Raw genomic sequence first — 22,108 nt, 5'->3', positions numbered from 1 at the left:
TTTAAAGATGTTTTTCTATATAGAAAAATATAATTTTGATATTTTGTTGATTAATAGGTGTTTGTATTTTTTTTGCGTTATTGCTTTTTATAGAGAAAATCTCGAATGTTTTGTTTGTATTTATATAATTTTCTAAGGTCGTATAAAATCAAGCCTTTTTTCTTCTTCTGCAAAAAGAATTGCTGTATTTACTAATGCTAAATGAGAATATGCCTGAGGAAAATTACCAAGTTGCTCTTTTGTGTCGAAATTGATGTCTTCACTGAACAGGCCTAAATGATTAGAATAGGAGAGAACCTCATTAAATAGACAACGAGCTTCTTCTTTTTCACCTATGACGTATAATGCTCGGATAAGCCAGAATGTGCAGATTGTGAAAGCGGAAGATGGTAGTCCGAAATCATCCTCATTGTTATATCTGTACATCAGACCTTTATGAAATAAAGCTTTTTTACGGCTTTTACGGTTTTATGGTAGCGTATATCGTCTGCTTGTAGAAAGCCGTATGACTCCATCAATAATAGAGAAGAATCTAAATATAGATTTTCATAAGTTTGTGAAAAGCTCTGTATTTCTTCTTTCCAGCCATATTTTAAAACATCGGATTTTATCCTTTGATGCGATTGATATAACGATAAATCTCTGCAGGACGGTAATGCTCATCTTTATTTTGGGAATGATAACACGGCATAAAATAGACAACAACGAATTCTCCTTCCTCTGAAGAAAAGCGGGTAGATAGGATATTGGTGTGAGGTACGTATGATTGTGAAATAGAATATTTATTCGATACCTGAAATCCGAAATTACCACCATTTTTACGGTCTAATAGTGCTGCGAAAATAGAGGGTGAATCGAATTCGGGGAAACATAACCATTCGATATTTCCGGTTTCAGAGATGAGGGCTGCCGTGCGGCAGTTTCCTATAACACCATAATTCAGATTACTCATATTCGTTTTTATTATTTGTTGTTTGGAAGTAATTTTTTGAAGAAATTCATAATAGAAAAAATATTCTCCTTTCTATCGAGATTTTTTTGTTGAAATAAATCTCGATGTATTAGAGCTTGGAGAAAAGGTATGACTTCTGATTGAGCAGTCAGATTGTATCGTGCATTTTTTGATGCAGTTCCGATTTTTACGGTAACAGATGTTGACGGAAGCGCTTGAAACATGTCGTCATCAGTCACATCGTCCCCTATGGCCAGTATAAAATCGTAGTGGTCTTTCTGAAGTAAGCGATTTACTTCAGAGCCTTTGTTACAGTATGGAGATTTAATTTCGACTACTTTATCTCCTTGTAATATTTGTAATTTTTGCTGTAAGCATATTTTTATTAAAGAATTGGTTAATTGTTGAGCACGTAGTGCTCCTAACCAACTGTCTGTCTGTCGGTAATGAAATGCCAGTGCCGTATCTTTTACTTCGAGGTGAGAACGGGGGGTTTTAGATACAAAGAGTTTTAATGTAGAGAGTAAAGATGGACTCCATTCGGTCGATTGTATATTTTTATTCCATTTCCCGTTTTCTTTATAAAATGCCCCATGCTCAGCGGCAAAAGATATAGGCAGTTGTCCCAACCATTTTTCTAAAGTCAGATGGTCTCTTCCGCTATTGATTACGATATGATTTTTTTTATCTTCCGCTAATTGTTGCAACAATTCTATCAGTTCAGGATCGGATTTGGCATCTTCCGGACGATTTCGTATAGCGGTCAATGTTCCGTCGTAATCAAGTAATATAAGGCGTTTATGAGCATGTTTATATCTCGATCGTATGTCGCTTATAACAGGACCTACAATGCGCTTTAATCTGAATCGTTGATTTTTGCTGCATATATCATTCCATTCGGTCATAAAATCTGTAGCCCATTTGTTAATAGTTTGATTAGATAAAATTGCCTGCATGTGATTAATTCTGTTTTTTTGTTCTCTTTCAGGCATTTCTAATGCTTTTACGATAGCTTGTTCTATTTCCTCAATATCTCGTGGATTAATTTGTATGGCATCTGTTAGTTCTACTGCACAACCGGCCATTTCACTTAGTATCAGTACTCCGGGATTGTTTTGTTTTGTTGCGACATATTCCTTAGCTACTAAGTTCATCCCGTCACGCAGTGGAGTAACTAAAATGCTATATCTGCAACAAAGTACATAGCGGCTAATTCTTCAAAAGAAAATCCATGATAGAAATAGCATACGGGTGTCCAGTCTATTGTTGAATATTTTCCATTGATTGCTCCTATTTCTTCGTCTATTTTAGTTTTTAATTCTGCATATTGATTTACTTGATCTCTCGATGGTACGATTACCATCGCTAATGTCACTTTACCGAGGTATTCGGGATGGTGTTCTAAGAATAGAGAAAAGCCCCATAAACGATGTAAAATTCCTTTGCTGTAATCTAATCGATCGACGGATAATATCATTTTATGGTTGCCGAACAAATTTTGAAAGCGATTGATGGCCTTTTGTACTTCAGGATTTTCCGATACACTATGATAAAGATCATAATTGATACCCATAGGTAATGCTTCGACACGTATAACCCGATTTCCTATTTGAATTTCGTCTAATTGGAAGTCTATGTTGAGTACCCGTTCTGCTGCACTGATGAAATGACGCATATAATCGTGTGTATGGAATGCGATGAAATCAGCACCCAATAATCCTTGTAGAATTTCTCCTCGCTCAGGCAAAATTCTGAATAATTCGTATGAGGGAAAAGGTATATGGTGGAAATAACCGATACGTAGATGGGGCATGCGTTTTCGCAGCATGCCCGGTAGCAGCATTAACTGATAATCTTGTATCCAAACATAATCATCTGCGGATACGATACTGCAAATTTTTTCACAGAAAAGAGCATTTACTTCTTGATAAGCTTTCCAAAAACAGTTTTTATATTCTGTATATGCGAAAAAATAGTGACATAAGGGCCAAATTGTACTATTACTATATCCTTCATAGTAATTTTTATATTGATCGCATGATAAAAAGACGGGGTGAAAATTTAATTTTTCTAATTGTTCTGAAATGATCTGTTCGTCCTCTTTTTTATCTACACAAGTACCCGGCCATCCGATCCAATGTTTCTCGTCGGTGGTTTTTAGAGAATTTAACCCTGTCGCTAATCCTCCTTCACTTCGAGAAAAAATGAATGTGCCGTTTTTCTCTTTACAGGCTTTGGCCGGTAATCTATTTGATATAATATATAGTTTCATATTATAACTTGAGCAAAGGGCATGCCATATATAAATTTGTTTTATGTAAATATCTGATATTTATTATAATATAATTATTTATTCTATAAAAATACCTTTTCAAAATGAAAAAGTGCTTTTCTTTTTGAAAAGGTTGTAGATAGGGGAAAGTAGTTGGTTTTGCCGAATTGCGACAGGATTAAATCAAATATAAAAATAGCTTAGGCTGTAAACGGGTGAAAGCGATTATTGATAAATGCTGTTTTTGTGATTTATAGAATTATATTTTAAATATGATTTTTGTATACTAAAAATCGCTTTTAGATTGTTAATCAATTTTATTTATGTATTTTTGCCATGATTTTTTGACAATAAGTTACTAAAATAAAAAGATAATTTATTGTCGTGTGTATATAGTTTTAGGTGTGAAATTCTTTATTTAAATTTATTTCTTTGAAAGCGAAAATTGTACATTGCCGTAAAATTTGTTTTATTTTACTTTGTTTGTTTTCAATCAATGGATATGCTCAAAAATTGGCGTTGAAGACCAATTTAGTACAATGGGCGACTGTTTCTCCGAATTTAGGTGCTGAATTTGTATTAAGTAATCATTTATCGTTAGATCTTTCAGCTTCATTTAACGTTTGGTTCCCCGGTTCATCTTTAGATTTGAAGCATGTTTTAGTACAACCTGAATTAAGGTATTGGTTCGGTAGACCTATGTCCCGGCACTATTTAGGAGCTACAGCTTTTTATACCAGTTACGATGCATTGCTGAAACGTAAATACTATTACGGAGACGCTGTCGCTGCAGGTGTGACATACGGTTATGCAGTAGTGATCAATAAACATTGGAATTTTGAAGCATCGGTAGGGATAGGAGCTCTTCGTTACCGTCAATATAAATATCCTAATACAGAACCTCGACCTTTATCTGTCAATGATAGGGGATGGGCACTTGTCCCTGTGAAGTTAGCTCTCTCTTTTGTTTATATACTGCGCTGATTTTATATATTTTGTGTTGATAATACAGTGTATTTGTGGTAAAATATAATTAAGTGTACACGATGAAAAGTTTTATACAGATATGTTTTTTATCTGCTTTGATCTTCCTACTTTCGGGAGTTGATATTATTGCTCAAAATTTACGTGTGGCAGGAGTTGTCAGGGGCAATAATGAAGAGCGTTTGGCGGGGGTTACTATTATAAATAAAGAAACGAAAAAGGTGGTCGGTTTGACGGATGAAGATGGTAAGTATTCTGTTATTGTACCGGTAAACGGCATTTTGAATTTTACATGCCTCGGATATGACGGGCAAGATATAAAGGTAAAAGGACGCCAGATAATTGATGTTGTTTTGGTTTCTACTGCGGTAAAAATACAAGAAGTTTCGGTCGTTGCAAAAATTAAGAATAAGGTTATTTTCGAGCCTTCCGAGATCGAGGTTGTCGGAAATTATTTTCATTTAAGAACCCGTTTTAAAGTGCCTGCTGAGATGTTCTCCAGCAATACCCGACTTATCGTTCAACCGACATTATATAATATTACCCGTAAAAAGGGTGTTTTGTTAAAACCTGTGGTGACAGATGGGCGAGAATATACACTTACGCAGGAACGTATGTATGAGTTTGATCTGAAAAACGATCCTTTAGAGCCTTATATACGTAAGAGTGAAATGACTAAGAACGGAGAATTGGTTGCATACCATGATTCTGCCTATATCGAAAATCTTAAAGAAGATTTTCGTGCCGATATTCGATTGTCTCTTGAAAATTATAACCGGATTTTATTTACGGATAGTTTTCAGATAGCTCGCGGGCTTGTTAATCCTTTACGTTTTTTTGAATATAAATTGAAAGCGAAGAACATTACGGATGAACGCTATTTCCCGAAACCTGAATTACAGTTGCGTAATGACAGAGGGGAAGTAGAACTTTCCTTTTTACCCGGTAAGGTGGATATCAATGATAGAGATCCGAAAAATGCATCGGAATTGGCAAAATTGAGGGAACGGTTGTCTTCTATAGAAACTAATCCGGATGCAAAATTGCAGACTTTTTCTATCTTGGGTGTTTCTTCACCGGAAGGACCTCATGATAAAAACCTTGTTTTGGCTAAAAAACGTATGGATTTGGCGGTAAATCGTATTTTATCGCATTTGAATAAAGAGACTCTGGATTTTTTGAAAATTCAAACAGATTCTAAAGTCGAAACTTGGCAGACTGCAATCGAAATGATGAGACAGGATTCTCTTTTCGGGCAGGCTCAAGATTTACAAAATATCGTAAATAAATATCCCGATAGTCCGGATAAACAATGGCGGGCAATAATCAGACTCCCTTATTATAGAAGTGTAATCGTACCGCACTATTTGCCTTTAATGAGACGGGTAGAGTATAATTTTGATTATTCGATATATCGTTTTCTCACAGATGCAGAGATCAAAGAACTTTATCTTAAAGATTATAAGCAGTTGTCACGTCATGAATTTTGGCGGATGTTTGAAATCGCTGAGTCGGATGAAGAGAAAGAAACGATTTATAAACAAGCTCTTGAAGTTTATCCTAAATTTATGTTAGCGGCGAATAATCTTTCGGCTCTTTATATAAATCAAGGTAGACCCGATGATTCTATTTTAGAATCATTTATTAGTAAAGATGCTCCTGAAGAGGTCTTAACCAATCAGGCTGTAGCATTGTTGAGCAATTGGAAATATGAAAAAGCTGATTCTGTCGTTTCTTTGATTCCAGACGGAGTTTCTTCGGAATATTTAAAGTCTGTAACTCGTGCGTTAAACGGCAATTATGAAGAAGCACTGGCAACTTTCGGACAAGAAGGTGGCATTAACGAGGTGGTGTTGTTATTAGCATTGAAACGTAATGACGAGGCTTGGGAAAAGGCTCAGAATTTACCTGAAACAGCCCGATCAGAGTATGTTAAGGCAATAGCGGCCAATCGGTTAGATAAAGTAATGGATGCGATCAATCACATAGAAAAGGCTTTTGAATTAGATCCGTCCTTAAGAGATGTGGCCAAAGTGGATGCGGATGTGATGGATTTATTGTGATAAGGAACGTAAATAAAAGATTGAAAGTAATATTGCTATGTCATCATCGAGATATTTCTGGTTGTTTGTTCTGAGTCTGTTTTTTGTATCAGGATTTACTCAAGCTCAGATTAATGGATTGGATTATACTTTGCAGAAGCGACGTAAAGCCGAGAAGTTCGAGTCCGGACGTTTTTCTGACCATATGTTCATATCAGGAGGTTTAGGGGCTAATATGAAGCTGAGTCGTGAAGCTTCCGGTATATATGTCGGTCCTTTGGCTTCTTTTTATGTTGGCAAATGGTTTACTCCGGTTATAGGTTCTCGTGTAGGATTAGATGCCAGTTATATGTCTGTTAATAATGGATTTACTGGGAATAAAGCTGGAATTATCGGCGTTAATTGGGATTATCTTATGAATTTGAGCGCATTTGCCAATCGATATAATCCGGATCGATTATTTGAACTGGTCGGTATTTTGGGTATTAGTTACCATAATGCGTTTCGTCATGCAAGTTATCGCCATGTGTGGGGACTGAGTGGCGGGTTTCAAGGTAAGTTCAATTTATCACCTTTGGTAGATTTGTTTATCGAGCCGAAGTTGTCAATCTATCGGGATAATATCGATGATAGATCTTCATGGCGTAAATATGATCTTTTCGGGTCTGTGATGCTTGGAGTTTCATATAAAATGATTCCTGTCGAGAAACGTGTTACGACAGCATTTTTTCGTCCTTTCCGAAATAATATGTTTATATCCGGAGGGGTAGGTACTCGTGCATTGATTTCGAGACAAATGTTTTCTAATAGCATTTTCGACTTTTTTGGCCCATCTGCGCAAGTTGCAATAGGAGGATGGATAACTCCGGTTTCCGGAATTCGTTTTTCAGCAGATGGAGGTTTTTCAGATTGGAAAGCTCCTGTGAACGGAGTGCATTATCGATTAAAAACTGTTGGACTGAGAGCTGATTATTTATTGAATTTCAATACGGCTTTCGGGGGATACAACCGGAATCGTTTATTTGAAGTTGTCGGGGTTGCAGGAGTAGAAGGGATTTATGCAAAGAAAAGCATGGATAAGGCGGCGATTGTTCCGGGTGCAGGAATTGGTTTACAAGGAAATCTTCGCCTGACAAAAGATATAGACTTTTACGTTGAGCCTCGTATGTCATTTTATACAAATCGCTTAGCCGGAGGGAAGACTGTGTCGAAATTGGATGCTTTAGGTTCTTTGAGTGTCGGTATAATATATAATACGGTTGAACGGGAAATACGCAGAAACCAAGATAAATTTGCTGATAGAGTGTTTTCTGATAATATGTTTATTGCTCTTAGCGGAGGTTTAGGGAGAATAGTCTCCAGACCCAAGTTGGGACTTTCTGCTCGGCAAGCTTTAAGTGCCAGAGCGACAATATCTTTAGGAAAATGGTTTACTGCTATTTCCGGTTTGAGAGTTAATGGTACGGGGATGATAATCGGTTCGGCCTTTCCTGCAGGAAAGGCTACCCGTTACAATGCAATTATAGCAGGAGCTGATTATATGTTTAATATAACATCGGTTTTTGCCGGATATAAAGAAGATCGATTATTTAATTTGATCGCAGCTGCCGGTCCATCGGCTTTTTACCGGAATCAAAAAGTCTATCCGGCATTAGAAGCTGGTTTGCAGGCGCAGTTTAATGTTACTTCTCATTGGAATCTTTTTCTCGAGCCTCATCTTCTTTGGGTTGCCGATCGGAATGCTCTTTCGGGATTATCAACGTATAAGACTGTTCTTCCAACCGTAAATATCGGTGTCGGTTATACATTCCGTGGATATGACCGGGAGACCAACCGTTCTCTATTTGAAGGGGAAAAAGGATCTTCTTATTTTGTTTCTGTTTCGGGTGGAATATCTACTTATGTCAATAATGAAATGTTTCGGAATATGAATGTCGGACCTATCGGCAGGATTTCTTTGGGACGCTGGTTTTCTCCTTTATCGGCATGGCGTTTGTCTTTATCGGGAGAACAAGTTGAAGATCAAAGCGGAGAGTTTACTGTACATGGAGGTTTGGATGCAGATTATATGTTGAATTTGAGTACTCTTGCTGCAGGATATAATCCGGATAGATTGTTTTCGTTAAGCGGTATTTTAGGTGCTAAGTTAGGATTGGGAGTAACTTCCTCTTATAAAAAGATACGTTTTATTCCGGGAATTTCTGCTGGATTGCAGGGAGCATTTCGTGTAACTCCAGCTTTAGATATATTTTTAGAGCCTCAAATTTCGGCATATTTCAATCGATTTGATGGAATCAGGAATCAGGTGGTTGTCGGAGATTTGCTTTTGGGATTGACCTACAAGTTTAAAAATAGGCCGGAACGATACTTAAATACGGAAAAGGTTGATAATTCAATGTTCGTTTCGGCTGGCGTTGGTACAGGTGTTTGGGGAAATACCGTTGTTTCCCGTACAGGAAAAGTAAAAGATAAGCTTTCTTTTAATGCAGATGTGTCGTTGGGTTATTGGTTTAATTCTATTTCCGGAGTTCGTTTGTCTTTCGGAACAAATACTTTCCGTCCTGTAGTATGGTATGATGCAGATAAGATGACAATTTTATCTTTACGCAGTGATTATTTAGTAAATCTGACTTCTTGTTTTTCGGGATATGATCCGGATCGATTATTTGATATGATAGGAATTGTGGGAGTCGGAGCTGCTTTCCCGACTAACGTTACAGATGCAAAAACGACATATACGGCGATCGTCGGTATGCAAGCTAAATTCAATATAAATCGTAGATTGAGTATATTTGTTGAACCGAGAGGTTCGTTTTTCGGAGATAAAGTCGATGAAAAAAAATGTTCTGCAAAGTTTGATGCGGCGGCTAATCTCTTGGTCGGTACGACATATTCTTTTTAGAACCGATTAGTAACCAGCCTAAATTTCCCAATAAGAAAATTTAGGCTGGCTAAAAACTCAGTATTTTATTTACTTTTCAAATGCTTTAAATATTCTGATGGGGATATTCCGAATTCTTCTTTGAAACATTGTCTGAAATAGACGGGACTATTCATTCCTACTCTAAAAGCTATTTCAGAAATCGTGTATCTGCCTTCCAACATTAGTTTTTCTGCATTTTGCATTTTTATCTTTCGTACATACTCATTTGTCGAGATTCCGGTTAAGGCTTTTATTTTCCGGTAAAGAGTAGATTTGCTCATGCATAGTTTATCAGCAAGGTAGGTAACATCTATTTTTTCTGATTTAAGATTGTCTTCGATGATTTGTGTGATCTTTTGTATAAATTCATTATCAAGTTGGTTTAGAGATTCGTGAAGTATTATACTTTTATCGGAATTGATGTTTAGGTTGTTACTGAACTGATTAGCCAGTTTTTTACGGGATTCTAATAAATTATGAATACGGCTTCTCAATAAACTCGCACTGAAAGGTTTTGTCAAATACGAGTCTGCACCGGCCAGATAACCTTCTTCTTTATTCTGTAAAGAGTCCTTTGCTGTGAGCATTATAACCGGAATATGGCTTGTGCGTACATCCCCTTTTATGATTTTACAAAAAGTGATTCCATCCATACCGGCCATCATAATATCTGTTACTATAATGTCGGGAATTTGAGAGATTGCCATACGATAACCAGCCTCACCTTCTTCTGCAGTTATGACTTCGAATGAATCGGAGAATGATTCAGATATATATTCGCATATATCGGGATTGTCTTCTACTACTAATAAAATGGGTTTTTCTCCGGAAATATTATTGTTAAGCATACTATCTTCGGCAGATTCTGTATCGTGGTTACTGTTTTGCTCTTTTTCTTCAGAGTCTGTATGAAGGGCATTTGGATATATATTGTTTATGATAAGAGAAAATCTGAAACTACTACCTTTCCCGAGAATACTTTCTGCATGTATTTCTCCTTGATGTAACTTAACAAGATTTTTTACTAAAGCCAACCCTATACCGGTACCCGATACTTGACGGTCATTCTTGGCTTGATAATATCTTTCAAAGATATGAGGCAACTCTTCGGAAGGAATGCCTTGTCCTGTATCGGAAACTCTGATTTCTGCATAATCTGTATTATTTTTTCGGATAGTATAAAGAGATATGTTGATATAACCTTTCTCCGTATATTTTATGGCATTTGAAATTAAATTGTCGAGTATTATCGTTATGATCTCTTTATCGAAATATAAGGGGAGAGGATCACTTTCGATCGCAATGTTGAATTCAATATTTTTCTTAGGATTCAGTTCTTTGTATTTGAGACCGACTTCTGTAACTAATGCAGCAAGGTTATCTTTACTTACACAAAGTTTTTTGTTTTGTGTCTCTGTTTTGCGAAATTCGAGTATTTGGTTGATTAAATTTAAAAGTCGAATGGCACTATTATGAATGATTGATATCTTTTTTTGTTGATACGGGAGCAGATCTTTATCTTCTTGCAAATCTTCCAAAGGACCTAAAATTAAAGTTAACGGTGTGCGCAATTCGTGTGTGATGTTAGTAAAGAAACGTAACCGTTCGTTATTCAGTTCTTCTTCTTGTTCGTGATTTTTCTTTTCCAACTCATACAAAAGTTGCATATCCATTTTTTTCTTATAAAGTCTGAAAAGACAGAAAAAGATGCATCCTGCAAAAATAAGATAAAGTGTTTTTGCCCACCAGGATAACCAAATCGGTGGTGTAATATGTATTGGGAGAGTATTGATTTCCTCAGTCCATTCTTGGTTACGAATCCTGGCTTTTATTTGGAATTCATATTCTCCCGGAGGAATATTACGGAATAATACTGTATTTTCATCAACAGTGTACCATGAGTCATCAAACCCTTTTAAGCGATATGCATAGTCAACTAAATTAGCTTGGGAATGATCTTGTACACTGTATGTTAGATTAAAAGTATTTTGTTTATAAGTCAATTTTATACCTTTATTATCTTGTCCATAAAAATTTATAGTATTATTATCTTTATATGTAGATTGTCCGTCAAATACTTTTATTTCGGTAATGATAATAGGTGATACTTTACGTTTGCTTAGAACTGCGCTCGGATCAAAATAACGAGCTCCATTTATAGATCCGAAATAAATAATTCCGTTTTCGTCTTTGGCTACGGCTGCATTGGCAAAATTACCCATCGGGACTTTTTCGAAATAATTGTAATTTATAAATTGTTCGGTGTCTGCCGTGTAACAGCTTATGCCGGCATTGGTGCTAAACCAGATATTTCCTTCATTGTCTTCGGTAATTGCCCGGATGTGAGCATTATGAATGCCGTCTTGCCGGTTATAAACTTTATATTTTCGATTTTCGTTAGCAGCAAAACAAGCTAATCCGTCTCCAGTTGCTATCCAAATTCTGTTTTTTGAATCTTTGAAAATATGATTTATACAATTGGAACAAAATCCGTTATTTTCATTGAAGTGACCGATAAGATGCATATTTTTTGTGAAAACAGACAATCCTTGTCCGAAAGTGCCGACCCATATTTGACCTTTATTATCCTGAACAATACTACGTATCATATTTTCAGGAAGAGGAGAATTTATTGTAGTATAATGATGTGTATTTTCTTGAGTTTGAGTATTGACGATGAATATTCCGGAACTAGTCCCTATCCACATGTTGTGTTCCTGGTCTTCATAAAAACAACGGGCGTCATGAGTCGTAGCTTCTTTTAAGTTGATATGGGAAAAAGTATTTTTCTCGTTGTTATAGACATCTACACCTCCCATGAATGTACCTATCCATATATTATTTTGTGAATCGCAATATTCACTTGTAACAGAATTATGGCTTAAATTTTTGTTTTCTTCGGTGTAAATGGCTGTACGATTGCCTTTTTCAAAAACATTAATTCCTCCGCCGTCAGTGCCGATCCATAATTTATTATTTTTATCAATACATAGGCTCAGTACGATTCTGTTGTTGAGGTTGTTTTTATACTCTTCGATCGGAGAATAACTATAAGTTCTAAAAAATGGAGGAATATGACCGATAAAATCAACACCTCCTCCGTAAGTCCCGATCCATACATTTTTAAAAGAGTCTTGAAATAAACATCTTACTGTCGGATTGGATAAACTGTAATTATCGCTTCCTACTGTGATATGTTCGGGGTTGATCTGGTTTTGTGATAGATAATATTGGTGTTTGAGATCTATGATAAAAATTCCATTTAGCTCTGTAGCTATCCAGATTTTGTCATTATCCATTTGACGAATATCAAAAACAGCAGATATTGAAGGTATATTTGTAAATTGATTTATAGGGAAAAATTGCTCTGTTTTTGGGTCGAATAAGGCTGCACCTTTTTCAGTTCCTACCCAAATGTTATTCGAATTGTCTTTATATATGCAATTAACTCGGTTACCGGGTATGCTGTTCCTATTTTGGGGATTATGTCTGAAATTCTTTACATTCTTGGATTTCAAAGAAATAATACTCATTCCATGTTCTACATGCCCGATATATATATTCTTGTTTTCATCTTCTAATACAGTCCAAGTATTGTTGGAGGGTAAATCGGGAAATGTGTTGGTATTGAAATGAACGAACTCTCCGGTATTTTTATTGAAATACTCTATTCCCCGATAGTAAGTACTGAGCCATAGATTCCCGTCTTTTGCAGGGGAGATGTGTGTGACATCGTTTGTAATGAGGCTGCTGGGTATCGAATCGTTATGTGAGAATACGGTTAATTCGTTTTTGTCATAATTATAAGCGTTCATTCCCGCTCGTTGAGTAGCTATCCATATAATAGGTTCTGAGGGGTCGGCATAAATACAGTTCAATTCGTTCCCACTGAGATGATTGGTATGTTTATAATAATTAATAAAACGACTGCCGTCAAATTTATTTAGACCTTCTTCGGTGGCAAACCATAAAAATCCGTCTTTATCTTGAGTAATATTTACGACATAGTTATTTGATAGACCTTGTTCTATTCCCAATTGTTTGACATAATGGTTTTGGGAATATAAGAAAGTGGAAATAATAATACCGAGACTTATAAATAAAATTTTCATGATTGGTATGTATGTTAGAAATAGGTAATTAAGGCTGTATAAGCCGTTTGTGATGTTTCTATGTAGTTTAAAAATAAATTCGAATAGTTACAAAGCAATCATTTTCAGAATAACTAAAAAAGTTCTATGCGTTATAAAATTCCTTTTGTCTATGCTAATTTACGAATATATCATTTAATCCGTTCTATTTTTTGATGAAATAAGAATATTTTGCATGATTTACTATCTGTGTTTGAATGATTCGATATATTCTGTCTTTAAAAAAGAATTCGCTGTTGGTCGTTTTTTTTAAGTCAGAAAAACACATTATGCATGAATTGCTATCTGTCAATGCTTAATTTTTGTCTTGTTACTTTGTCGTTGAATCGATAAATTTGTCATAATTAAATTTTTAATAGGGATTGCAGTAATTCTCTATAAAATTGTTTTCTGCTATTATTTATAGTGATTGCTGTCCGATTAAGTTGTTTTACTATAATTTTTGTATCATGAAAAAAATGTGTGTTTGTTATGTGGAATGTATTTCTTCTATATAATCGGTCTTGATTTTTAACCTGGTTAGATGGTGATCGATTGTCTTTGTATCGGTTGGTTACATTATTAAGTATTTGGGTCTCCGCTAATGGCGATTATTTGGTAAATGAGAGTTTTTATAGAAATAGTAATTAAAAATAAAAAATATGGATGTAAAGAAACTGTTGATACTTATTGCTTTGACTTTGCCGGGTTGGCTATTGGCTCAAAATTATGCGGATTATAAATTGTATGCATCCTATAATTTTGAACAAGGTACGGCTGAGGACAACCAGTCCAATACGAGTATGGAGCTAAAAGGGGCGAGAATAGTCGATGATCCTGTTCGAGGAAAAGTGCTTTCATTCGACAGGGTTAAGTCCCAGTATGCAGTGATAACGCCTGCACCTGTCATAGGAGATACGTTGTCACTTTCTTTCTGGTATAAACGCAGCTCTTTCGATGGAGATGAGCTATGGAAACAGATTTTTGAATTTTATAGTTCCACTAATGGCAGCAATATTTATTTGATGCCGATATACGGGTATGATGATAATTCAAGTGGTATTGTTTCCTGTGCCAATAAGATCAATAATGGTATTTGGGAGCCGTTATATGGTCCTCGAATAGAAAAGGATAATACATGGCATCATATTGCGTTGGTAGTTGCCGGAGTTTCTTGGAATTATTATCTGGACGGTAAGAAAGTTGGTTCGAAAAAGATCTTGGCTCCTATATCTTTGTTGGATCTGACACATCTTTATTTCGGTGTTAATCCCGATCGTTCACCGCATCCAAGCACCGGATCGATAGATGATGTCAACATCTATCATTATCCGTTGAGTGCGAGTCAGGTAGCTCAAATATATGCGGGCGAAGCCATAACGGAGCCTCTTCCGGAAGGCCCTATAACTTTCCTTTTCGATAATGATTTGAAAGAGGAAGGCGGACGCATCACTATCGAGGGGTCAGGATATTCATTTGAAGAGGATTCACAGAGGGGTCAGGTGGTAAAGTTGGAAGCAGGCGGACAGTTGCAGTTTTCCGATAATATCATTCCCGATGAAGCTTCGACGTTGAATTTTCTGTATAAGAAAGAATCTATTGACGATGCAGATCATGGCAAATATATTTATCGGGCTTTTAAGGATGAAAACAACGGTTATGGCCTTAAGATAAAGGTTGACGGGGATGCAGCCTATGTGGTTTTGGAGACCATCGTAGAAGGGGAGAAGATCGAGACGGTGGGCAGTGAGCTTTTAGAGTCTGGGAAATGGAATGCGATAAGTGTAGTGCATGCGGTAACCCCCAGAATCATTATACGCGTTTATCAGAACGGTAAACAGACGGCAGCGAAAGTAGCGGTAAATCCTTATAATTTAGGTCTTGATAAATGGTCTTTAGGTAGTACTGTTGCATCAGAGAGTGCCGGAGGGCTTTATGATGAGTTAATGGTCGATGATTATGCAATGGATGTCGAAGATGTTGCCTATTACTATTCATCAACGCTTATGTCTCCGGTCGAAATAACCGTCAATTGTTCAAATAAATATCAGACAATACGGAATTTCGGATCGTCTGATGCCTGGAATGCCGATTGGTTGGGGCGGCTTTGGCCTGAAGCGAAGAAGAATCGTTTAGCTGAACTGCTGTTCAGTAAAGAGCTGGATGAAAACGGAAATCCGAAAGGGATGGGCCTCTCTTGCTGGCGGTTCAATATCGGTTCGGGTTCGGCAACGCAAGGCGATGATGCAGGAATGGGCGATTCGAAACGTACCGAATGTTTTTTGAATCCCGATGGAACTTATACATGGGAGAGACAGACCGGGCAGCTCTGGTTTCTTAGAAAGGCGGCTTTGGAATATGGTGTGGAAGACCTTTTAGGATTTATGAATTCTCCTCCTATATATATGACGAAACACGGTTATGCTTATAATAAAGATAATGGATCAAACTATATTCTTGCGGAAGATAAATACGACGATTATGCGTTATTTGCAGCAGAGGTTGTCGATCATTTTGACAAGGAGGGTATTCATTTCGATTATATCAGCCCGATGAATGAGCCACAGTATGCTTGGGCAGGAGGGCAAGAAGGATCACCGGCTACCGATCAGGAGATTGCAGATGTGATAAAGGCTATGAGCAGTGCGTTTGCGGCAAAACAGTTGACGACACAGTTGACTTTCGCAGAAGCCGGTTTTCTTGGTAGTGCAGAGTCTCAGATTCCGAAATTTTGGGGGAATGAACAGCCGACGATGAAAGTAGCGGGATTGCCGAATGTTTCTAATATCGTATCTGCACATAGTTATTGGGCAGATCAGGATGCTCAGGGCATGTATGATACCCGCGTTAATTTTAGGAAAGCTATGGATGCCGTGAATCCTCCACTCGAATATTTTCAGTCGGAGTACAGTCTTTTGGACGGCGGATACAGTTGGGGGCATCCAGGTTCAGAAGGGGGATTCAGTGAAATAGAATGTGCCATCTCCCTGGCCCGTATGCTGCATGTCGATCTGGTGGTAGCTAATGCTACCGGGTGGCATTGGTGGACAACTTTTGAATCGGGTAGTCATTACGGAGAAAGCCGCTTTGCTTTAATTGAAGCTCCGACGGTAGAAGGTCTTAATGATGGCTTTATTCACGGAACAAAGCTTCTTTACACATTAGGACAATATTCCCGATTCGTACGTCCTGGAATGAAGCGGGTGGAAGCGAAACGGTCAGATAATTTAAGTGTTGTCGATGCGTTGAAGAACGATATGTATTCTTCGTACATTAATGAAGCAACGCAGCAAGTCGTAATTATTGCGACAAATTCGAGAACTGTGAAAAGACCGTTTACGTTTAAGGTAGAGAATATATCCGGTAATACAGACTTGGAGTTTACTCCTTATGTGACTTCAGAGGGTGACAATATGAAAGCTTATCCTAAGATTAAAGAAGGCGATGTGTTTAAGATACCCCCTCTTTCAGTGGTGACATTTGTGTCGGGTTCAGGAGATATTTCTTCTGTTACAACGGTAAAGGAGGAAGATAAGAATAGGGATATTCATATTCAGCCGAATCCTGTTAGGGATGAAGCTACGGTTAGTAGTGGAAGTCCTATGAAAAATGTCACTTTATATGATGTTTACGGAAAACTTGTTTACCGGCAATCGGATATAAATGAAAAAATCTGTAAATTATCTTTGTCTGGCTTATTACCGGGAATGTATGTTGTGAAAGTGGAGACAGATAACGGTTGTAAAACACAAAAGATGATAAAAAAATGATTTATAGAAGTCCGGAATTTCCGGACTTCTTTTTTATCGGACATCATATAATTATTCCGGATTCTAAACATTTTATCTCATAGTTTGTTTTAAGTAATAAATCGACATTTATTTACATAATAAAAATAGAATTATGGGAAAAAAAGGAGTTGAAATTCTTACATTGGATGTAAAGAGTTTGATCGATGTTCTGAATCAGGCATTGGCAGAAGAATGGTTGGCATATTATCAATATTGGGTAGGAGCACGTGTAATGAAAGGTCCGATGCATGATGACATTGAAAAAGAATTATTGAAACATGCAGATGAAGAACTTGATCATGCAAAACTGTTAATTGACAGAATTATTCAGTTGGATGGTACTCCGGTTCTGTCGCCTGAAGAATGGTTTAAATTAGCTCATTGTAAATATCTTCCTCCGGTAGATCCTAATATTGAGGCTATATTGAAACAAAATCTCGGATCAGAAAGATGTGCTATTCAGAGATACGAAGATATCGCTAATTTCACTAATGGAAAAGATTTTACGACTTTCAATATCGCTACTCATATTCTTGCAGAAGAATTGGAGCATGAAGAAGATATTGAGTCATGGTTGGAAGATATGCGTATTTTCCGCCAAGAAGTTTGCAAAGCTTAATATGTTGGGGTGTTTTTGATGAAGAAAAGACTTTGTCTGAGTGATCGGGCAGAGTCTTTTTGATATTGTTTGCAGATAAAAATCCTGATTTATTTTATAAATATGAAAAATAGTTTTTAAGTTTGTATTCGTAAGCTTTCTAATACCGAATAGAGAATGACCTTGATAAATAATAAAAATGTATTTGTTCGTATATTTCGATTTTATGTAGACGGATTCAGAAATATGACTTTGGGCAAGACCTTATGGACGATTATTCTGATTAAATTATTTATTATGTTTTTCGTACTGAAACTATTTTTTTTCCCTAATATTTTAAATGCAAATTTCAATACTGATGAGGAGCGGGCCGAGCATGTAGGTATGGAACTTACGTTTCCTGTTCCTGAAAGTAGATAAATACTATAAATTATAAACGTCTGAGTTATGAATGATCTATTTTCTGTTGTGGATTGGTCGAGGGCGCAGTTTGCTTTGACGGCCATGTATCATTGGCTTTTTGTTCCGTTGACGTTGGGGCTGGGAGTTATTGTCGGGATTATGGAGACGATTTATTATCGTTCTGGAGATGAACGGTGGAAACAAATGACAAAATTCTGGATGACTCTATTCGGAATAAATTTTGCCATTGGCGTTGCAACCGGTATTATTTTGGAGTTTCAGTTCGGAACGAATTGGTCTAATTATAGTTGGTTTGTCGGTGATATATTCGGAGCTCCGTTGGCTATTGAGGGAATTATGGCCTTTTTTATGGAATCGACTTTTATTGCAATTATGTTCTTCGGATGGAATAAGGTGAGCAAAGGCATGCATTTGGCTGCTACTTGGTTGACAACTTTGGGTGCTACGATTTCGGCTTTGTGGATATTGGTGGCCAATGCTTGGATGCAGTATCCGGCAGGAATGAAATTTAATCCTGATACCGTCCGCAATGAAATGGATAGTTTTGCAGATGTCGTATTATCACCGGTTGCAATCAATAAGTTTTTTCATACCGTATCTGCAGGTTGGGTATTCGGGGCTATATTCGTTGTCAGTATTAGTGCTTGGTATTTATTAAAGAATAGAGAACGTTTTATGGCTGTCAAAAGTATGAAAGTCGCTTCATGGGTCGGGCTTATAGGAATGATTGTTGTTGCTTATACCGGAGATGGGTCGGCGTATCAGGTTGCAGAAAAACAACCGATGAAACTTGCAGCTATGGAAGGGGTATATCATGGAGAAAATAGACAGGGATTGGTCGCTTTCGGCATTCTTAATCCTGAAAAAAAGAGTTATACGGACAATATCGATCCGTTTTTATTCGAGGTGAAAATTCCCGGACTTTTGTCTTTCCTTGCTACTCGCCATATTGACGGTTTTGTACCGGGAATTAATGATATTATCGATGGTGGGTATGAGATGAAAAATGCAAAGGGAGAAGTGATTATCGCCCCTTCTGCGCAAGAACGTATCGAAAGAGGGAAATTGGCTATTAAGGCATTGTCTGATTATAAAGTAGCTCAAAAAGCTGGAGATAAAGCAGCCATGGAAGAAGCGGGAAAACGATTGGAAGAAAATTATTCTGATTTCGGATATGGGTATGTGACTGATATGGAACAATTGATACCACATGTTCCTTTTGTTTTCTATTCGTTTCATATTATGATTACATTAGCATTCTTCTTCATTGCGCTTTTTCTATTGATATTGGCTTATATCTCTAAAGATAAGTTAGATAAAGCTAAATGGGTATTATGGATCTCTCTCTTATCTCTTCCTTTGGGATATATCTGTTTGGAGTCGGGATGGATTGTTGCGGAGATGGGACGCCAGCCTTGGGTGATACAGGATATTATGCCGACGTTTGCTGCAGTATCGAAAATTCAGACATCTGCAGTACAGACAACATTCTGGATGTTTGCCGTTCTTTTTACGGTATTGCTTATTGCCGAGATCGGGATTATGTTGAAACAAATAAAAAAAGGACCTGTTCAAAAATAGAAGATTATGGAACTGAATGAATTTTTTTACCAGCATTATTGGTGGTTTATTATTTCGCTGTTAGGGGCGTTGTTGGTGTTCTTACTTTTTGTGCAGGGTGGGCAGACTTTACTGACGACTATTGCCAAGAAGCCGATAGAGAAAACTATGCTCGTTAATTCTTTAGGTAGGAAATGGGAGTTTACGTTTACGACTTTGGTGGTGTTCGGAGGGGCTTTTTTTGCATCATTCCCATTATTTTATTCTACGAGTTTCGGAGGAGCATATTGGTTATGGATGGCTATTCTTTTTAGTTTTATCATACAAGCTGTTTCTTACGAATATCGTTCTCGTAAAGGGAATCTTTTGGGAACGAAAGTGTATGATATATTTTTATTGATTAACGGTGTTGTCGGAATCATTTTGTTAGGAGTTGCTGTCGGTACTTTTTTCAGCGGAGCTGATTTCAAAGTTGATAAAGAAAATCTAATGGATATATATCAGCCTGTAATTTCTACGTGGGTAAATCCGTATCATGGATTAGAAGCGATAGCTGATTGGCGTAATCTTTTGTTAGGAGTGACTGTTTTCTTTTTGGCAAGAGTTCAGGCCTCGCTTTATTTTATGAATAATATTGCGGACGAAACGATCTTTAATCGTGCCCGTCGGCAAGTATTGATCAATGCAGTTCCTTTTGTCGTGTTGTTCCTTATATTTGTCGGTGTAACGCTTACAGCCGACGGTTATGAACTGAATCCTGTAAATGGAGAAGTGTTTGTGAGAAAATATAAATATTTCTTTAATTTGATAGAGATGCCTTGGGTTGCGGTTATGTTTCTGATTGGTGTCGTGTCGGTATTGTATGCAATTATACGAGCAGCATTTTCCAAGACATGGATTTGCGGTATTTGGTATAGCGGTATTGGGACAGTGTTAGTCGTTTTGAGCCTATTCTTCTTGGCAGGTTATAATAATACTCCGTATTATCCTTCTGCTGTTGATTTGCAAAGTTCTCTGACGATTTATAACAGTTCATCAAGTCTCTTTACCTTAGAAGTAATGACTGTCGTCTCTTTCTTAGTTCCTTTTGTTTTAGCTTATATTGTCTATGCGTGGAGAGCTATGGACAAAAAGCCTATTACCGAACAGGAGATGGAAAGTGGAGAACATACCTATTAGAAGTTTGTTGTATTAGAAAAACGGAATCGCCGAAAACCATTTAGTTTTCGGCGATTCCGTTTTTCTAATAACAAGTATTTATCCGATTTTTATACCCGAAAATCCCATGAAAGCCATAGCTAAAAGCCCTGCGACTACTAAAGCGATAGGAATTCCTTGCATGGCTTTAGGAACTTTAGTCGTACTCAATTGTTCCCGAATGCCGGCGAATAAAACCATTGCTAATGTAAAGCCGATAGCTGTCGAAATGGCAAATACGACAGATTCCATCAGATTATAATCTTTTTGTATTACCAAAATAGCAACTCCCAGAATAGCACAGTTGGTAGTAATCAAAGGAAGAAAGACTCCTAATGCCTGATAGAGTGGAGGTGATACTTTTTTCAGAATGATTTCTACCATTTGTACCAATGCCGCTATTACTAAAATAAAAATTATGGTTTGCATAAATTGCAGCCCGGCAGCATCCAGCAGATATTTTTGCAACAAGTATGTGACGATTGTTGCAATTGTCATTACAAATGTTACGGCAGCCCCCATTCCGATTGCAGTACTGACCTTTTTAGAAACCCCCAAAAAAGGGCAGATCCCTAAAAATTGAGCCAATACGATATTATTGACGAATATGGCGGTAATGAATATAGATATATAGGTAATCATCTCTTATTTGGTTTTAAGTTTGTTAACAATGAGAATGAGATATCCCAGCACGATGAAAGCTCCCGGAGCAAGAACGAAGACTAAAGCTCCGTATTGTTCGGGGAAGATTGTAACGCTGAATATTTTTCCTGTACCTAAAAACTCCCGTACAGCACCTAAAAGAGTCAGTGCTCCGGTAAATCCCAAACCGATACCTACACCGTCGAGCATCGAATCGAATGCGTTGTGTTTTGCCGCAAATGATTCAGCGCGACCTAATACGATGCAGTTTACTACAATTAGAGGAATAAATAATCCTAGACTTGCGTATAGTGCCGGTACATAAGCTTTCATGCACATTTCTAAAATAGTAACGAAAGCTGCGATTATCACAATAAATGCCGGAATACGGATTTTATCGGGAATAAAGTTTTTTACTAATGATATAGCTACGTTCGAACAAATCAGAACAAATGCTGTCGCCAGTCCCATCCCCATGCCATTTTCTGCAGATGAGGTCGTTCCCAAAGTAGGACACATCCCCAATAATAGAACAAATGTCGGATTCTCTTTAATGATTCCGTTTAGTATGATGCTCATTTTATTCATAATATC

At 37.1% G+C, this 22,108-nt stretch carries 12 protein-coding genes and 2 pseudogenes; 8 read left to right on the top strand and 6 right to left on the bottom strand.

The genetic code is table 11. The features are described 5' to 3' along the window. Positions 1-132: 132 nt before the first annotated feature. The 3 genes and pseudogenes from AC0UMU_RS00915 to AC0UMU_RS00905 form a co-directional block, all read right to left on the bottom strand. Positions 133-611 (bottom strand): annotated as a pseudogene (locus AC0UMU_RS00915) (glycoside hydrolase family 15 protein); the annotation flags it as partial. Continuing rightward, the gene (locus tag AC0UMU_RS00910; protein ID WP_423767124.1) at positions 608-952 is read right to left on the bottom strand and encodes a trehalase-like domain-containing protein; all 345 of its coding nucleotides are present in this window, start codon (positions 950-952) and stop codon (positions 608-610) included. The gene AC0UMU_RS00910 and the pseudogene AC0UMU_RS00915, both read right to left, overlap by 4 nt. 11 nt (positions 953-963) lie before the next feature. After that, a pseudogene (locus tag AC0UMU_RS00905) lies at positions 964-3,224 on the bottom strand (bifunctional alpha,alpha-trehalose-phosphate synthase (UDP-forming)/trehalose-phosphatase). A 432-nt stretch (positions 3,225-3,656) separates the two neighbouring features. On the opposite strand from AC0UMU_RS00905, the gene AC0UMU_RS00900 reads away from it, so the two are divergent. The 3 genes from AC0UMU_RS00900 to AC0UMU_RS00890 all read left to right on the top strand — a co-directional run bounded on the left by AC0UMU_RS00900 (position 3,657) and on the right by AC0UMU_RS00890 (position 9,152). Next, entirely contained in the window at positions 3,657-4,208 is a 552-nt protein-coding gene (locus AC0UMU_RS00900) for a DUF3575 domain-containing protein (protein ID WP_022390132.1), read from the top strand. A 62-nt stretch (positions 4,209-4,270) separates the two neighbouring features. Further along, a complete protein-coding gene (locus AC0UMU_RS00895; protein WP_288640195.1) occupies positions 4,271-6,271 on the top strand; it encodes a hypothetical protein in 2,001 nt (666 codons plus the stop codon). Between the two features lie 37 nt (positions 6,272-6,308). Further along, positions 6,309-9,152, top strand: a complete 2,844-nt coding sequence (locus tag AC0UMU_RS00890) for a hypothetical protein (protein ID WP_288640193.1) — start codon at positions 6,309-6,311, stop codon at positions 9,150-9,152. A gap of 65 nt (positions 9,153-9,217) precedes the next feature. Here the strand turns inward: AC0UMU_RS00890 and AC0UMU_RS00885 are convergent, their stop codons facing one another. After that, a complete protein-coding gene (locus AC0UMU_RS00885) occupies positions 9,218-13,285 on the bottom strand; it encodes a hybrid sensor histidine kinase/response regulator transcription factor (protein WP_288640192.1) in 4,068 nt (1,355 codons plus the stop codon). 680 nt (positions 13,286-13,965) lie between these two features. Between AC0UMU_RS00885 and AC0UMU_RS00880 the strand changes: the two genes are divergently transcribed. From AC0UMU_RS00880 to cydB, 5 genes are all read left to right on the top strand, one after another. Then, positions 13,966-17,073: a glycoside hydrolase gene (locus AC0UMU_RS00880; RefSeq protein WP_288640190.1), complete on the top strand. Its 3,108-nt coding sequence runs from the start codon at positions 13,966-13,968 to the stop codon at positions 17,071-17,073. A gap of 133 nt (positions 17,074-17,206) precedes the next feature. Next, entirely contained in the window at positions 17,207-17,713 is a 507-nt protein-coding gene (locus AC0UMU_RS00875) for a ferritin-like domain-containing protein (RefSeq protein WP_009316473.1), read from the top strand. Positions 17,714-17,869: 156 nt separating this feature from the next. Continuing rightward, entirely contained in the window at positions 17,870-18,112 is a 243-nt protein-coding gene (locus AC0UMU_RS00870) for a DUF4492 domain-containing protein (protein WP_022602772.1), read from the top strand. Positions 18,113-18,139: 27 nt separating this feature from the next. Next, the gene (locus AC0UMU_RS00865) at positions 18,140-19,696 is read left to right on the top strand and encodes a cytochrome ubiquinol oxidase subunit I (RefSeq protein WP_122337566.1); all 1,557 of its coding nucleotides are present in this window, start codon (positions 18,140-18,142) and stop codon (positions 19,694-19,696) included. 6 nt (positions 19,697-19,702) lie between these two features. Next, positions 19,703-20,854, top strand: a complete 1,152-nt coding sequence (cydB, locus tag AC0UMU_RS00860) for a cytochrome d ubiquinol oxidase subunit II (RefSeq protein ID WP_009316476.1) — start codon at positions 19,703-19,705, stop codon at positions 20,852-20,854. A 78-nt stretch (positions 20,855-20,932) separates the two neighbouring features. Here the strand turns inward: cydB and rsxA are convergent, their stop codons facing one another. Both rsxA and AC0UMU_RS00850 read right to left on the bottom strand, forming a co-directional pair. Next, positions 20,933-21,511: an electron transport complex subunit RsxA gene (rsxA, locus tag AC0UMU_RS00855; protein WP_031258911.1), complete on the bottom strand. Its 579-nt coding sequence runs from the start codon at positions 21,509-21,511 to the stop codon at positions 20,933-20,935. Between the two features lie 6 nt (positions 21,512-21,517). Continuing rightward, positions 21,518-22,102 (bottom strand): RnfABCDGE type electron transport complex subunit E, encoded by a 585-nt coding sequence (locus tag AC0UMU_RS00850; protein ID WP_009316478.1) that lies wholly within the window; start codon positions 22,100-22,102, stop codon positions 21,518-21,520. Positions 22,103-22,108 lie beyond the last annotated feature (6 nt).

The sequence above is a fragment of the Coprobacter fastidiosus genome (genome assembly GCF_982245605.1).
Note: the sequence above shows the minus strand (reverse complement) of the source record. Positions and strands in the feature narration are given on the sequence as shown.